This is a genomic window from Roseibium sp. MMSF_3412 (assembly GCF_030733265.1).
Lineage (GTDB): Bacteria > Pseudomonadota > Alphaproteobacteria > Rhizobiales > Stappiaceae > Roseibium.
Map to the genome: position 1 here is coordinate 1 of NZ_JASHJI010000009.1, position 13,144 is coordinate 13,144.

Annotated in this window: 14 protein-coding genes; 9 read left to right on the top strand and 5 right to left on the bottom strand. The window is 58.1% G+C overall.

Going from position 1 to position 13,144, the window contains the following annotated elements; genetic code table 11:
- The first annotated feature begins 103 nt into the window (after positions 1 to 103).
- The 3 genes from RBB49_RS16350 (at position 104) to RBB49_RS16360 (ending at position 2,133) form a co-directional block, all read left to right on the top strand.
- Complete coding sequence (locus tag RBB49_RS16350; protein ID WP_306143920.1) at positions 104 to 628, top strand: c-type cytochrome, methanol metabolism-related; 525 nt, start codon at positions 104 to 106, stop codon at positions 626 to 628.
- 79 nt (positions 629 to 707) lie between these two features.
- A complete protein-coding gene (locus RBB49_RS16355) occupies positions 708 to 1,550 on the top strand; it encodes a substrate-binding domain-containing protein (protein ID WP_336623427.1) in 843 nt (280 codons plus the stop codon).
- Position 1,551: 1 nt separating this feature from the next.
- Positions 1,552 to 2,133, top strand: coding sequence for a PQQ-dependent catabolism-associated CXXCW motif protein (locus RBB49_RS16360; RefSeq protein WP_306143921.1), 582 nt, complete (start codon positions 1,552 to 1,554; stop codon positions 2,131 to 2,133).
- 63 nt (positions 2,134 to 2,196) lie between these two features.
- On the opposite strand, the gene RBB49_RS16365 is transcribed toward RBB49_RS16360, so the two are convergent.
- Entirely contained in the window at positions 2,197 to 2,703 is a 507-nt protein-coding gene (locus RBB49_RS16365) for a DUF3280 domain-containing protein (protein ID WP_306143922.1), read from the bottom strand.
- A 192-nt stretch (positions 2,704 to 2,895) separates the two neighbouring features.
- On the opposite strand from RBB49_RS16365, the gene RBB49_RS16370 reads away from it, so the two are divergent.
- The 6 genes from RBB49_RS16370 (at position 2,896) to RBB49_RS16395 (ending at position 7,942) form a co-directional block, all read left to right on the top strand.
- On the top strand, positions 2,896 to 4,020 hold the full coding sequence (locus RBB49_RS16370; RefSeq protein WP_306143923.1) for an ABC transporter substrate-binding protein: 1,125 nt from the start codon (positions 2,896 to 2,898) through the stop codon (positions 4,018 to 4,020).
- 21 nt (positions 4,021 to 4,041) lie between these two features.
- Positions 4,042 to 5,052, top strand: a complete 1,011-nt coding sequence (locus RBB49_RS16375) for a PQQ-dependent catabolism-associated beta-propeller protein (RefSeq protein WP_306143924.1) — start codon at positions 4,042 to 4,044, stop codon at positions 5,050 to 5,052.
- A 150-nt stretch (positions 5,053 to 5,202) separates the two neighbouring features.
- Positions 5,203 to 6,132 (top strand): ABC transporter substrate-binding protein, encoded by a 930-nt coding sequence (locus RBB49_RS16380; RefSeq protein WP_306144122.1) that lies wholly within the window; start codon positions 5,203 to 5,205, stop codon positions 6,130 to 6,132.
- A gap of 27 nt (positions 6,133 to 6,159) precedes the next feature.
- A complete protein-coding gene (locus RBB49_RS16385; RefSeq protein WP_306144123.1) occupies positions 6,160 to 6,885 on the top strand; it encodes an ABC transporter permease in 726 nt (241 codons plus the stop codon).
- Entirely contained in the window at positions 6,882 to 7,514 is a 633-nt protein-coding gene (locus RBB49_RS16390; protein ID WP_306143925.1) for an ABC transporter ATP-binding protein, read from the top strand. Before RBB49_RS16385 ends, RBB49_RS16390 begins: the two co-directional genes overlap by 4 nt.
- Positions 7,511 to 7,942 carry a hypothetical protein gene (locus RBB49_RS16395; protein ID WP_306143926.1) on the top strand — a complete coding sequence of 144 codons (432 nt, stop codon included), beginning with the start codon at positions 7,511 to 7,513 and terminating at the stop codon, positions 7,940 to 7,942. The genes RBB49_RS16390 and RBB49_RS16395 overlap by 4 nt, the downstream gene beginning before the upstream one ends.
- Before the next feature lie 171 nt (positions 7,943 to 8,113).
- Here the strand turns inward: RBB49_RS16395 and RBB49_RS16400 are convergent, their stop codons facing one another.
- From RBB49_RS16400 to RBB49_RS16415, 4 genes are all read right to left on the bottom strand, one after another.
- Positions 8,114 to 9,112, bottom strand: coding sequence for a helix-turn-helix domain-containing protein (locus RBB49_RS16400; protein WP_306143927.1), 999 nt, complete (start codon positions 9,110 to 9,112; stop codon positions 8,114 to 8,116).
- 108 nt (positions 9,113 to 9,220) lie between these two features.
- Positions 9,221 to 11,242, bottom strand: coding sequence for an ABC transporter ATP-binding protein (locus RBB49_RS16405; RefSeq protein ID WP_306143928.1), 2,022 nt, complete (start codon positions 11,240 to 11,242; stop codon positions 9,221 to 9,223).
- A 15-nt stretch (positions 11,243 to 11,257) separates the two neighbouring features.
- The gene (locus RBB49_RS16410) at positions 11,258 to 12,166 is read right to left on the bottom strand and encodes an ABC transporter permease (RefSeq protein ID WP_306143929.1); all 909 of its coding nucleotides are present in this window, start codon (positions 12,164 to 12,166) and stop codon (positions 11,258 to 11,260) included.
- Between the two features lie 4 nt (positions 12,167 to 12,170).
- Complete coding sequence (locus tag RBB49_RS16415; RefSeq protein WP_306143930.1) at positions 12,171 to 13,088, bottom strand: ABC transporter permease; 918 nt, start codon at positions 13,086 to 13,088, stop codon at positions 12,171 to 12,173.
- Positions 13,089 to 13,144: the final 56 nt, after the last annotated feature.

Below are 13,144 nucleotides of genomic sequence, written 5' to 3' on the forward strand. Positions count from 1 at the left end.
CCCCCGCCTCCGCCCGAATTCAAGCGAAACACCGCCGGAGCGACACACTCCAGCCGCAGCCGAGGCCACTCGGCAAGCCAGCCCTGAAGGACAGTTGATGCGCATGAACAGTCTCACCAGCATCTCGGCAGCAGCACTCTGCATCTTGACAACAGCCGCTGTTGCAATCGGAGAGGACAGCTTCGATGAAGCGCTTGTTGCGGTGGCTTATGAAGAGGGGGGGCGGTATTTTACCGATGACGATATCCCGACATACAAGATCCAGGAAGACGGCACCGTCGACTGGCTGACCTATTCGGGGTTCCGCCGATATCATTCCGAATGTCACGTTTGCCACGGCCCGGAGGGAGAAGGGTCGACCTATGCACCTGCCCTGAAGGTATCCGCCATCGAGATGGACTATTACGACTTTGTCGATGTCGTTACGAACGGGCGGAAAAAAGTGAACGCCTCCGCGAATTCGGTGATGCCCGCATTCGGCACCAATCCAAACGTGATGTGCTACCTGGACGATATCTATGTCTATCTGAAAGCACGTGGCACGGACATGGTGGCACGCGGCAGGCCGGGAAAGAAAGAAGCAAAGTCAGATGACATCCGGGAGCAGGAAAATGCCTGCCTCGGTTAGCAGGTCGGGCCAGCCATGCGTTCAGAAACCGGAACCGGATTGCACTTTGCCCCGCCTGCGGTCCGGTCCGCAGACGCGCTTGCTGCGATCCGCTTTGCTCGCCGCGGCGTTGTCGGCGCCTGTTGGTTTGCTGGTCGAAGGTGCAGGCAGCGCTGCTGCACAGACATCGGACCTTGTCTCCAGATCCGAGTTTCGCGTGTGTGCCGATCCCGCCAACCTTCCCCTGTCTCATGAAAACGGGTCGGGATTTGAAAACCGGCTGGCCGAACTGTTCGCGGCGAAATTGGAGCGACCCGTCGCCTATACCTGGTTTCCCATGGCGACCGGGTTCGTGCGCAACACGTTGCGGGCAAACCGGTGCGACGTGATCATGGGCTATGCCCAGGGACACGAACTGGTTCTGAACACCAACCATTACATGACATCTGCCTATGCCTTGATCGTGCCGAAAGACGGCAACCTTGCAAACGTGAAAACACTCACCGACGCGTCGCTGAAAGGCCAGCGGCTCGGCATAGTGGCAGGATCGCCACCGGCATCGCATCTGGCGCGGAACGGTCTGATCGCGAAGGCGAAACCGTATCACCTGTTTGTCGACCGGCGTGTCGAATCTCCGGCCCTCGACATGCTCAAGGACCTGAGGGCAGGGAACATCGACGCAGCGGTCCTTTGGGGTCCAATCGGCGGGCCTTTGGTCAAGTCCGATTTTCCGGAGTTCCAGATCACGCCGCTTATCAACGAAGCGCATCCGCCACGCCTCTTTTTCAGGATCACGATGGGCGTGCGGCCGGGCGAAAAGGTCTGGCAACGCAAACTCAACTCCCTCATCCGCAGAAACAGGAACGAAATAAACACCATACTTCTGGAAGCCGGCGTGCCCCTTCTGGATGACATGGGCACCGAAACGCTGAAAGGGGACTGACATGGTGCTTGTCATCTTTCCAAAGGTATGGCGCGGTTTGCTCATATGGTTTGTCAGCGTTGCCGTGCTCACTCTTGTCAATCCGCTTGCGGCACAAGTTGTTGCGGAACCTGAGGCGTATCGCGGCAAGCCCTACCGCGCGCCTGTTCCGGATACCTTGACCGGTGCAACGGTCCTGACGACGGATGTGGCGCATAAGGTCTGGAAGGGTGGCGAGGTGGGTTTTGTCGATGTGTTGCCGCGCCTGCCCAAACCAGCGAAACTCCCGCAAGGAACCGTCTGGCGCGACAAGCCGAGAGACAGCATTCCGGGCAGCATCTGGTTGCCGAATGTGGGATACCAGACGATCCCCGACGTTGATGCGGACTATTTCAGACGGGGTCTTGAGACCATCACGGATGGCGACAAATCAAACCCGGTCGTAATCTTTTGCCGTGCGGACTGCTGGATGTCCTGGAATGCTGCCAAGCGGGCGATCGAGTACGGATACACGGACATCTACTGGTATCCGGAAGGCACGGATGGCTGGGAGGCGGCAGGGTATCCGCTCGAGAGGGTCGAACCGGAAGAGCGATCCGAGTGACGAAAATTGGCCGCCCGGTTCAGGTTGAATGACCGACGGACCTGTTCGGAATAGCCGGTAGCGTCAGTTTAATTCCTGGAAGATGCCATTCTTCAGAATGTAGGTCATGCCGCGCTGCCAGGATCGGTCGGTGTTTGACCGGATGTCGACGGCCTTTGCACGCAGGGTTTCACCGGTGCGGACATCGCGCACGAACAGGTTCATGGAAACAATCAGGTTTGAAACCTTGTGGACGGCACCAACCACGACATAGTCAGCGCCGAGAGTCCTGCCGAACCGGATGTCGCAGCCGTAGCATTGGCCCGGATTGGCAATGCTCTCAAGCTTGCTCTCGATCGGTGAAAGGTCGAGGAGGATCAGGCCCTCCTTCTGGAACCTCTGTTCGACAAGCTGTTTGATCATGGTCAGACGCTCGGTCTCGTCCTCGCGAACACCGTTGTAGGCACCTTCGGTCGACAGATCCACAAAACCGAGACCCAGGAAGGCGACCTTTCCACCAGGCCGAAGATCCTCGGCCAGGGCTGCGGACATCATCATCATACACGCCAAGGCTGCAATGATCTGTTTCATCACATCAGTTTACGGAATGAAAAATGCACAACAATCGATCCTAAAGTATCGATTTTGCTTCCAGATCCAGTTTGGCAAAATCAGTCAAAGAACGGATCGGACCAGTTCATGATACGCTCCTTGATTGTAGCAGCTTCTCGTTGCCTCTGTATTGCAGCCGGATTGATCGGCTCCGCGAACCTTGGCTCAGCCTTGGCATTGGACGTCAACGTTGGTGTGATCCGCGTCGACTATCCGGTTCTTGCCCCTGTCTCTCGCTTCGACAGAAAGCCCGACAATCTGGGCTTCGCGGGAGCATCGCTCGGCAATCAGGACAACGAGACGACCGGCTCGTTTCTGGGGCACAGCTTTTCCTTCGAAACCAGGTCCACGACACCGGATAAGCTGGAAGCGGACACGGCGGATCTGATTGAGAACGGCATCTCGATGATCGTGGTTCTCGGCCACGGCAACGACGTTCTGAAAGTGGCGGACGCGGCAGGAGCGGGCGCTCTCATTTTCAACGCTGCCGCACCCGAGGTAGCGCTCAGAAGCGAGAGCTGCCGTTCCAACCTGCTTCATGTTGCGCCCAGCCGTGCGATGCTCACCGACGCGCTCGCACAGTTTTTGGTCTGGAAAAAATGGACACGCTGGCTGCTGATATCAGGCTCCAACCCGGACGATCAACAGCTCGCGGAAGCCTACCGGCGTTCCGCAATGAAATTCGGCACCGAAATTGTCGAAGAACGCATTTTCGAGGACACCGGCGGGTCGCGCCGCTCCGACAGCGGGCATGTCCTCGTGCAGCGCCAGATCCCCGTGTTTACGCAGGAAACCGAGGACCACGACGTGGTCCTCGCCGTCGATGAAAGCGATGTATTTGCACTTTATCTGCCGTTTCATACCTGGACGCCACGGCCTGTCGCCGGGTCGGGAGGGCTGCGGCCGGTGAGTTTCCACGCAGCGCATGAGGCCTGGGGCGCCACGCAGTTTCAAAGGCGTTTCGAAAAACAGAATGGCAGGTATGTGCGCCCAGAGGACTACAACGTCTGGGTCGCGTTTCGCGTGATCGGGGAAGCCGTCTCACGGTCTTCAAGCGACGATGTTGCCGTTCTTCGCGACTACATCCTGAGCGATGCATTCGAATTGGCCGCGTTCAAGGGTCAGAAGGTGACCTTCAGGCCCTGGAACGGGCAGCTTCGGCAACCCGTTCTTCTGACGGACAGCAAGATCACGGTCAGTGTGTCGCCTCAGGAGGGCTTTCTGCATCACCGGTCTCCTTTGGACAGCCTTGGCATCGATGAACCGGAAAGCGCCTGTTCGGCGTTTGCCAACTGACGCGAAACGAGGAACGAAGCCATGTTCACACCATCGACTCTCGCCGCCAAGGTAACGCTTCTGGCCGGCTTTTTATGTCTGTCGCCAGGCGTGTTTCTGGCTCCTTCGGCATACGCCAACAAGATCTACGTGAGCAATGAAAAGGGCAACACGGTCACCGTGATCGACAGCGGCACCTGGGAGCAGGTCACCGAGTTTCCGGCCGGCAACAGACCGAGAGGTATCGGCATCAGCCCGGACGGCGATCATCTCTATGTGTGTGCCTCCGACGATGACACGATCAAGGTTTTCGATGCGCACACATACGAATTTCTCTGGTCCTTGCCATCCGGGCCCGATCCGGAACTGTTCGTGATCAGTCCGGACGGAGCCAAGCTCTATGTCTCCAACGAGGACGATAATCTCGTCACCGTGGTGGATACGCAAAAGAAGACGATCGTCGCGGAAGTGCCCGTTGGTGTCGAACCGGAAGGGATGGCGATCAGCCCCGATGTCCGCTTCGTCGTCAACACGTCAGAAACGACGAACATGGCCCATTTTATCGCGACCGAAGACTACAAGATAAAGCACAACATCCTTGTCGATCAGCGGCCGCGGTATGCGCGTTTTACCAATGACGGCAAAACGCTCTACGTCAGTTCGGAGATCGGCGGCACGGTGTCTGTCATCGACATGCATGGCGAAACCGGTCCGGAACTGACCCAAAAAATCGGCTTCGAGGTCGCCGGTGTTCAGCCGGAATGGCTTCAGCCGGTCGGCATGCGGATTACCGCCGACAACAAGTGGCTGTTTGTTGCCCTCGGGCCCGCCAATCGGGTCGCGGTCATCGACACCGCCAGCAACGAGGTCGTTCGATACGTCCTTGTCGGCCAGCGCGTCTGGCAGCTCGCGTTCACGCCGGACCAGAAGTACCTGCTGACCACCAACGGGAATTCAAACGACATAACCGTCATCGACGTTGCGAAACAGGAAGCGGTCAAATCCATCCAGGTCGGGCAGCAGCCGTGGGGCGTCGTCGTCGCACCAGACTGACCGGACGGACCTGACACGCGGAACCGGGAGACCATGATGCTAAGAACAATCGATGCCGTTTGCCCGGCTCTTTCATCGGGAGGCCGACGACTGTTCAGGGGGCTCCTTTCGTGCCTCGGACATGTCGGTGCCGCCCTGGCAATCTGCACCATGCTCGCGGGAGGTGTTTTCGCATCGGACAAGCCGGTCCTGCGTGCGGCTGTCCTGAAAATCGGGACGGTCAACTGGGAACTGGATACCATCAAGCGCTATGGTTTTGACACTGAGTTCGGCTTTGAACTGAGTGTCCAGCCGTTCGCGGACAATGGCGCGACACGTGTTGCGCTGGCGGGAGGCGAGGCGGATGTTGCCGTTGCCGACTGGATCTGGGCCGCCCGTCAGCGCGCTGCCGGCAAGGATTATGTTTTCATCCCGTATTCCAGGGCCGTCGGCGGGCTCGTGGTGCCGGAGGACAGTCCTGCACAAACCCTGGCAGACCTCAAGGGACAGAAAATCGGCATTGCGGGCGGGCCGGTCGACAAGAGCTGGCTGATCCTGCAAGCCTATGCCCAGAAGGAATACGGCTTCGACCTTGCCGGGGAAACCGAACAGGTATTCGGCGCACCTCCGCTCATTTTCAAGACTGCATTGCAGGGCGAAACGGCGGGTGCGATCAATTTCTGGCACTTCCTGGCCAAGATGAAAGCGTCCGGGATGCGTGAACTGATCTCCGTTGAAACGGCGGCAACGTCTCTTGGACTGGATGCGGAGATACCTTTGCTCGGATATGTTCTGAAGGAAAGCTATCTTCAAGCCAATCCCTCGATTGCCAAGTCATTCTACCAGGCATCCCGCAAGGCGAAGAACCTGCTCGCTACCGATGACGCGGCCTGGGACATCTTGCGGCCGCGCATGAATGCAAAGACAGACGCACAGTTTGAAATCCTTCGCCGCGATTTCCGTTCGGGCATTCCTGCACCGGGCAACGTCAACGAAGACAGCGCGGCCACGTTCTTCGTTCTGATGAGACGTCTTGGCGGCGAAAAACTCGTCGGCAAGGTCAGTGAACTTCCGGCCGGCCTCTTCGTCGAACTCGAGTGAAATCAGGTGCCGGTCTCCGTGGTCCGAATTGTTTCCCTCGTTGCCTTCCTGGCGGCCTGGTTTCTTCTTGCCTCGCTAGGTGGCGATCCCACGGTTCTTCCATCACCGCTCGATCTGGTTAGGCCGTTTTTGCAGGAAGCAGGCTCGGGTGAGCTCCTTGAGCACATGTCCGCGACAATCCTGCGGGTGATCGCTGCGTTCTCTATTGCCATGGCTGCCGGTTTCGGTCTGGGACTGATCATGGGAACCTATCCCGGATTCGATCGCTGGCTTGACCCGTGGCTGGTCGTGTTTCTGAACCTGCCGGCGCTTGTCCTGATCGTGTTGTGTTACCTCTGGATCGGACTGACCGATGTTGCCGCCGTTGCAGCTGTCGCTCTCAACAAGATACCGGGTGTTGCGACGGTCATTCGGGAGGGTGCGCGGGCGCTCGATCCGGATTTGAAAGCCATGGCACGCGTCTATCAGGTGAGACGCACAACATTTCTGCACCATTTCGTTCTGCCGCAGCTCGCACCTTACATCGCGGGCGCGGCCCGCTCGGGACTGGCAGTCATCTGGAAGGTGGTGCTCGTTGTCGAGTTTCTGGGGCGTTCCAACGGTATCGGTTTCCAGATCCACCTCTATTTCCAGCTTTTCGATGTAACCATGGTGCTTGTCTATTCGCTGAGTTTCATTGCCTTCATGCTCGCGGTCGAATGGCTTCTGGTGCAGCCCGCCGAAAGCAGGGTGAGGGCCTGGAGGCAGGCATGATTTCTGTCGACATAATTGCGAAAGGCTTCGGAACCACGCCCATTTTGAAAGACATTTCTTTCGAGGTGTCCAAGGGGGAATGCGTGGCCATTCTTGGACAATCCGGGATTGGCAAATCGACGTTACTTCGTCTTGTCGCGGGTTTGGACCAGGACTACGAAGGCGTTGTCCGGCGTCCCGATCAGATGGCGTTCGTCTTTCAGGAGCCGACGCTCCTCGCGTGGCGGTCTGCGATCGACAACATCCTCATTGTGCATCCGGAAATGTCCGAACCCGCAGCCCGCGAAATGCTGGACAAGGTCGGCCTGGCCGAACACACCGCGCTCTTTCCCCGGCAGATGTCACTCGGGCAGCAGCGCCGCCTGTCGCTTGCGCGTGCCTTTGCCGGGCGTCCGGAACTGCTGCTCCTCGATGAGCCGTTTGCTTCCCTCGACGGGAGCACCGCAGCGGCGATGATCGTACTGACGCGGAGGCTGATCAGGGAACGCATGCCGTCGACCCTGTTTGTCACCCACAGCACGGATGAAGCTAACGCATTGGCAGACCGAACGCTGGTGCTTGCAGGAACGCCGGCGACGGTCGTTCGGAACGAAGACAGACGAGAAAAGCAAAGGGAGAAAGCATCATGAAGAAACTTATCGGACTGTTTATGTCATTGAGCATCCTGTCGGCGCCCGCCGTGGCCCATGACTTCGGGTTCGCCGGAATTCTCGACAAGTCGAACCGCGAGGAACTGCCCGACCTGATCCTGTCATCGGGCAAACCCATCGCGGATGCACCACTCGTCCTGAAGTCCGGCACGATGTACGAGGTCGAAATCGTCTCGGACGGAAGCGCGGAACTGGCGCTTGAAGGGCCTGGTTTCTTCCGCGCGATCTGGGTCAACGAGGTTGTGATCAACGGGCTGGAGGTTCGGCCGTTTGGACTGGAAAGCGTCGAGTTCGATGATGCCGGAACCATGGAAATTGAGTTTCTGGCGATCAAGCCCGGACGCTACTTCCTGCGCCAGCCCGGCTCGACAGGCGAAAACCAGCGGGTCGAAATCACGATCCAGTAGAAGAGCTATCGGGCACCGGATTTTTGATCGGGTGCTCTTCATTTCCTCTTTTTTGCTCGAACCCGGGCGCGTCCGCGGCTGTTCATACCCGGGTGCGGCACCTGCATGCGAACGTTTGCGAGAGCAGGGACTCCGGGCACGCAAATTCATGCGGCAGCACGCTTTCGACGCTCATTTTGAAAGCAAGAATTTACTGCGCGTGACGGAAGGGAGTTCGCCGAATTGCTTCCGGTAATAGGCGGTGAAGCGGCTCCAGTCCCAGAAACCTTCCTCGGCGGCGATATCGCCGATACTTTTTTCCGTGTTGGCGTCATCAAGTATCTTGCGGCGGGCGTTGTTCAGCCGCAAAACGCGCGCGTACATGGCTGGGCCCATGTTGATGAGTTTTGCAAAGGCCTTTTCAACAGTGCGCCGCGAACCCAGCCGCTCAAGTGTGACGGTCCAGGGATCGCTTGCCTCACCGATCCCCTCCAGGACAATGTTCCTTGCCGTCTGGAAACAATTGAACGCTTTCGTCCTCTGATATCTCGGTACGGATTGTTTCGACAACCATTCGAGTGTCAGTGCACCGACAAGTCCCAAGACGAAACTCCGTCCGATCAACTCAAGGCGCGCCGGTGTTTCATCGTTTGCCGAGATTTCCAGAGCCGTGCCGCCGACATCGCGCAATCGGGATGCAAACCGTTCGGAGTGCAGAAATTCCACCTTCCCATTCGTCTTTGTTAGCCAGTCGCGAATTTGTGGACATAGAAGATGATGCTCCAGAAAGGCGCTCTTGCTGACCTTGATTGTCAGCTGCATGGTTCCGGCCGGAAGGATCGAGACATTTTTGCATCCTGGTGTCTGAACAATGACGCAGTCTCTTGCCTGCATGATCCGATCGCGGGAAATGTCGGCATTTCCGGTAGGGACGCAGATGGTGAAAGCCAGTTCGTCTTTGCCGAGACTTACTTCTTTTTCAATATCCTGATTGCAGCGTTCCAACTGCACTGACACAAGGGGGAAATCCGTCTTGAATGCTGAGCCGGAAAACGGACCGGCACTCAACTGAACGAGATTTGCTCTTTCGTCCAGAAGCGAGACGAATTGCTCAAGGTCCTGACGCCCCGCGCAGTTCAGGATCCGATTGAAACGTTTCGCGGTTTCCAGGTCATGCAACATAGTGGTCATCGCAACTCTCTATGCAGCGGAACAATTCTCCCGGTTTTGATGGAGACGCCCGCTGTCAGGTCTCGAAAAAACTCCCCTGGCTGCCTCAAGCCGTTGAACACCTGCAGCTTATTCGGCCGCGATCACTTCGGCCGCAACGTTGTGGCAGGCGGTTTCTGTTCGGCCGATGTGGCGCAGTTCGGGTGCGGAGCGTTTGCACAAGTCGGTCGCAACCGGACATCGCGGGTGGAACGTGCACCCGCTCGGCGGGTCGATCGGATTTGGATAGGATGTGCCAAGCTCGATATCGGGAACGTCCGCATCAGGCTCGGGTGTGAGTACAGAGCCAAGCAAGGCCTTTGTGTACGGGTGCTGCGGACTGCCGAAGAGTGTCCGTGCATCCGCGATTTCCACGACACGTCCCAAATACATCACCACCACGCGCGTTGCGATGTGTTCGACAACGGCCATGTCGTGCGTGATCAGCAGATAGGTGAGCTGCATTTGCTCTCTGAGTTCCAGAAGCAGGTTCAGGATCTGCGCCTGAACCGAGACATCGAGCGCCGACGTTGGTTCATCGCAAACAACGATCTCCGGTTTCAGGATGAGCGCGCGGGCGATTGCGACACGCTGGCGCTGACCGCCCGACAGCTGGTTCGGATAGTTGTGATAGAGCCGTCGCGGAATGCCCACGCGTTCCATGATTGTTTCGACCATTTCCTGCTGCTCTGCTGCGGTACCTGAACCGTGCAGCTGCAGCGGCCTGCGAATGATCTCGCCAATCGTTCTGCGCGGATTGAGCGAGGAATAGGGGTCTTGAAAAATGGACTGAACACGCCGGGATTTCTCGACATTGGAAAGACCCGATATGTTTTCTCCGTTCAGCGTGATGCTCCCCGATGAGGGATTGCGAAGGCCGAGCAGCATGCGGGCGAGTGTCGATTTCCCACACCCGCTTTCACCCACGACCGCCACGACTTCACCCCGGTGCAGGTCGAGCGAGATACCGTCGACTGCGCGCAATTGTTTCGGCTGCGCGAACATGTTGGGTTTGATCCGGAACACGCACTCGGCGTTTCTGGCCGAGAGCACGGGAGCACCGGATATGTCGACATCCGCGCCATAGCCAGTCGGGGCGGCATCTTTGGGTCCGTTTCCGGACCGGAATGCCTGCGCGGCTGCCTCCGGTGTCAGAAGGCAGCGGCTTTGGCGGCCCGGCGCTGTTTCGTTGAGCGACACCAGTGTCGTGTGGCAGTTTTCGAACGCCTGGCTGCAGCGGTTGGCAAACCGGCATCCCCGGAAGTTGGTTTTGAGCGAGGGCACGAGCCCGGGGATGGAACCCAGTTCTTCGCCCGGACTGATTTCACCCGGGATCGGAATGCTCTCCAGAAGTCCTTGCGTGTAGGGGTGAAGCGGTTTTCCGAAGACTTCATCGACCTTGCCGGTCTCCACGATCTGACCCGCATACATGACGGCGACCTTGTCGGACACCCGGGCAACGACACCAAGATCATGCGTGATGATGATCATGGCCATGTTCATTTCACGCTGCAGACTGCGCAGAAGGGTCAGAATCTGGGCCTGGATCGTCACGTCCAAGGCCGTCGTCGGTTCATCCGCAATGATCAGATCCGGTTCGCACATCAGCATCATCGCAATCATGACGCGCTGCCTGAGGCCGCCGGAGAGCTGATGCGGGTATTGGGACAAGCGGCTTCTGGCGGCGGTTATCCCGACTTTTTCCAGAAGTTCGACTGCCCGGTCGCGCGCTTCCGCACGGGAGACGTGCTTGTGCAGCATCAAGAGTTCAGTCATCTGCCGTCCGATCGTGTAGACCGGGTTGAGAGACGTCATGGGCTCTTGAAAGATCATCGCGATCCTGTTGCCGCGCAAGGCTGCCATTTGCGATGGGGTCACGGACAGCAGATCTGTTTCGCCAAAACGCATCTTTGATGCTTTCCGGACGGTGCCCTTGGGAAGGAGATCCATCACGGCGAGGGAAGAGATGGATTTTCCGGAACCGGACTCGCCGACGATCCCGAGTGTTTCTCCCTTTTCAACGGATAGGGAAATATCGGAAACGGCGGTCAAATCGCCTTCTGCCAGCTTCAGCGTGACGGACAGGTCTTCCACTTCGAGTAGGGCGCTCATTGTCTGTCTCCTGCCTCAGTTACGGCCTTCCGGGGCGGTGATGTCGCGAATTCCGTCACCCAGGAGATTGACCGCCAGCACCAGAAGGAACAGGGCGGCACCGGGAATCGCGACAAGGTAGGGTTTGAAGTACATTGCCTCCTTGCCTTCGGCGATCATCAGACCCCAGGAAGCGGTCGGTGGCTGTACGCCGACGCCGAGAAAGGAAAGTGCAGCCTCATGGATGATGACGACTGCCATCTCCAGAGAGAAAACCACGATGATCTGGTTCGAGAGATTGGGCAGAATCTCGTAAAAGAGGATCTGGCGGTCCGTGCTGCCGATGCTGCGCGCGGCAAAGACATATTCCAGTTCACGGATTTGCCGGGTCATCGTCCGCGTTACGACCATGTAGTAGGACCAGTGCAGACACCCCAGAACGACAATCAGTGTGGTGATCGATGCACCGACGAAGAAGACAAGAGCCATCGCCAGGAGAAGGGAGGGCAGCGCCAGCTGGCAGGTCAACAGAAACGAAGCCGCCCGATCGGCTCTTCCACCGAGATATCCAGCGACGAGGCCGATGGTCACGCCAAGGACGCATCCCAGCAGCGCCGCCCCGAAACCCACGCCCATGGAAACGCGGGCACCGTAGATCAGACGGCTGAGATAGTCGCGGCCGAGCTGGTCGGTGCCAAAGATATGCTCCCAGCTGCCACCCTCGGCCCAGACAGGAGAGATAAGCCGCTTCGCCAGGTCCTGCTCAAACGGGGAGTAGGGTGCAATGACGGGGGCCAGCAGCGCCACCAGGGTCATGGTCAGGACAACTGCGCCACCGAACTGGAGACCACGATGGGACTTGGCCTTTTTGATCATCCGCTCCCTGGGGGTGAGATCGATGATGTCGCCGGCCATCTGTTGCGGACTGGTGCTTGCAGCAGTCATTTTGTCACTCCAGACGCAGTCTAGGATCGAGCCAGGCGTTGAAAACGTCTCCGGCAACGGTCAGAAAGATGAAGATGAGAGCGAAGATGAAAACCAGCATCTGCACGGTCGGAATGTCGGCGCCGAGGATACTTTCATAGGCAAGACGCCCCAGCCCGTTGAGGGCGAAGACCGACTCCGTCACCACCGAACCGCCAAGCTTGTAGCCCAGTTGGATCGCAATCACGCTCACGACCGGCAGGAGCGCATTGCGCATAGCATGCTGAAACAGGATCCGGCCCGGACCGAAGCCTTTGGCGCGTGCGGTTCTGATGTAATCGGACCCAAGCACATCGATCATGCCCGCGCGCGTAAGCCTCAGAACCTGCGGCACTGCGCTCATGCCCAGAACAAAGGACGGGAGGACAAAGTGTTTCCAGCTCGTGTCGCCGGAAACGGGGAAGATCGGAAACATCACCCCAAGCAGAATGATCATCATCAGACCGAGCCAGAAGTTGGGGACAGCCTGGGCCGCAGTTCCAAGGCTAAGCGCAAAACGGTCGAGCCATCCGTTGGGATTGAGCGCGGCCAGAACACCAAGCAGCAGTCCCACGACCGTGGTGATCGTCAAGGCACTGAATGCGAGTGTCAGTGTAACCGGCGCCCGTTCCAGGAAGAGGTCGAAGACAGGCCGCTTCCAATAGTAGCTTTCGCCAAAGTTTCCGGTAAAGACATTGCCGATCCATTCCACGTAGCGAACAGCAAGCGGTCGGTCGAAACCGTATTGCACGCGCAGTTCCTCGATCGCTTCGGGTGAGGCGTCTTCGCCGGCGACCATCGATGCCGGATCTGCGGCAAGGTTGAGCATCAGGAAGGTTGCCAGCGAAACCGTGATCGCCACCAGAAGTCCCATTCCCAGTTTTCGGAGAATGAATTTGAACACGTCCTGTCTCCCTCGTTACCCGGTTTGCGGCTCAGGACCTTTGCCTGAACGGATCG

Excerpts from the sequence above, each read along its gene's own strand:
- RBB49_RS16350 (WP_306143920.1), top strand. The coding sequence starts at position 104 with ATGAACAGTCTCACCAGCATCTCGGCAGCAGCACTCTGCATCTTGACA.
- RBB49_RS16360 (WP_306143921.1), top strand. The coding sequence starts at position 1,552 with ATGGTGCTTGTCATCTTTCCAAAGGTATGGCGCGGTTTGCTCATATGG.
- RBB49_RS16365 (WP_306143922.1), bottom strand. The coding sequence starts at position 2,703 with ATGAAACAGATCATTGCAGCCTTGGCGTGTATGATGATGATGTCCGCA.
- RBB49_RS16375 (WP_306143924.1), top strand. The coding sequence starts at position 4,042 with ATGTTCACACCATCGACTCTCGCCGCCAAGGTAACGCTTCTGGCCGGC.
- RBB49_RS16380 (WP_306144122.1), top strand. The coding sequence starts at position 5,203 with ATGCTCGCGGGAGGTGTTTTCGCATCGGACAAGCCGGTCCTGCGTGCG.
- RBB49_RS16390 (WP_306143925.1), top strand. The coding sequence starts at position 6,882 with ATGATTTCTGTCGACATAATTGCGAAAGGCTTCGGAACCACGCCCATT.
- RBB49_RS16395 (WP_306143926.1), top strand. The coding sequence starts at position 7,511 with ATGAAGAAACTTATCGGACTGTTTATGTCATTGAGCATCCTGTCGGCG.
- RBB49_RS16400 (WP_306143927.1), bottom strand. The coding sequence starts at position 9,112 with ATGACCACTATGTTGCATGACCTGGAAACCGCGAAACGTTTCAATCGG.
- RBB49_RS16405 (WP_306143928.1), bottom strand. The coding sequence starts at position 11,242 with ATGAGCGCCCTACTCGAAGTGGAAGACCTGTCCGTCACGCTGAAGCTG.
- RBB49_RS16410 (WP_306143929.1), bottom strand. The coding sequence starts at position 12,166 with ATGACTGCTGCAAGCACCAGTCCGCAACAGATGGCCGGCGACATCATC.